A 759-nucleotide genomic window follows, 5' to 3' on the forward strand; every position below is an offset into this window, starting at 1 on the left:
TGCCAGCGCTTTGCTACCGTAATCGCTGATATCACGCTCATCTAATGTAATGGTGCCACTACTGCTAGTCATCTCACCCGCCAACGCTTTGATCAAGGTTGATTTGCCAGAGCCATTGTGCCCCACTAGCGCCACCAACTGCTTGGTATCGATCTCACAGCTCACATTGTCTAGTAAAGTATTCCCTTGACGACTGATGGTCAGTTGGTTTGCACGTAGCATATAGGCACTCATTATTGATAGAAAATTGGAAAAGTAAGTCTCGATGACAGTTATTCTTTTGCAGCATTTTTGTCTCGAAACACTTTATTGAAGCGCTGTTTTAAAGCATAGACTTGAAAACAAAACGGTAATGAGAGATGATTTTACTCGTAAACGATAATAAAAACAATTATCATTAACTAATCGAAGTTTGCATTTATTAATTTACCTCTGCTTATGAGTATCAATATGGCTAATATCCTCCTATCCTCTGAACGTAATCGTTATGGTCAAGACAGACCGTATACCCCCTTAAATGCCCCTGAACTAAAAGACATTATCAGTCATATCAATGAAGAACATGTAGATGAGCTGTTAGGGTTTTTACAGGCATTTACCCCTATATCCACTGCTGAATTAGATAATATAGAGGTACAATTGACGACGGTTTACGCTGAAGGTCTCGAGTTGCAAGTACAGCCAAAAAACGTAGAGTCTCAATCTAATAACGCTCAAGACAACACTGTGCAGAATCAAACCTTTTTCATTGCCTTCCCC

General features: G+C 39.9%; 2 protein-coding genes. One reads left to right on the forward strand and one right to left on the reverse strand.

The features are described from left to right. On the reverse strand, positions 1-222 hold a 222-nt coding region (locus ACS8FC_RS16895), incomplete at its 3' end, for an ATP-binding cassette domain-containing protein (protein ID WP_439297638.1). A 228-nt stretch (positions 223-450) separates the two neighbouring features. Here ACS8FC_RS16895 and ACS8FC_RS16900 point away from each other — a divergent pair. After that, on the forward strand, positions 451-759 hold a 309-nt coding region (locus ACS8FC_RS16900), incomplete at its 3' end, for a DUF2470 domain-containing protein (protein WP_439297639.1).

The sequence above is a fragment of the Psychrobacter sp. 1Y4 genome (assembly GCF_051847555.1).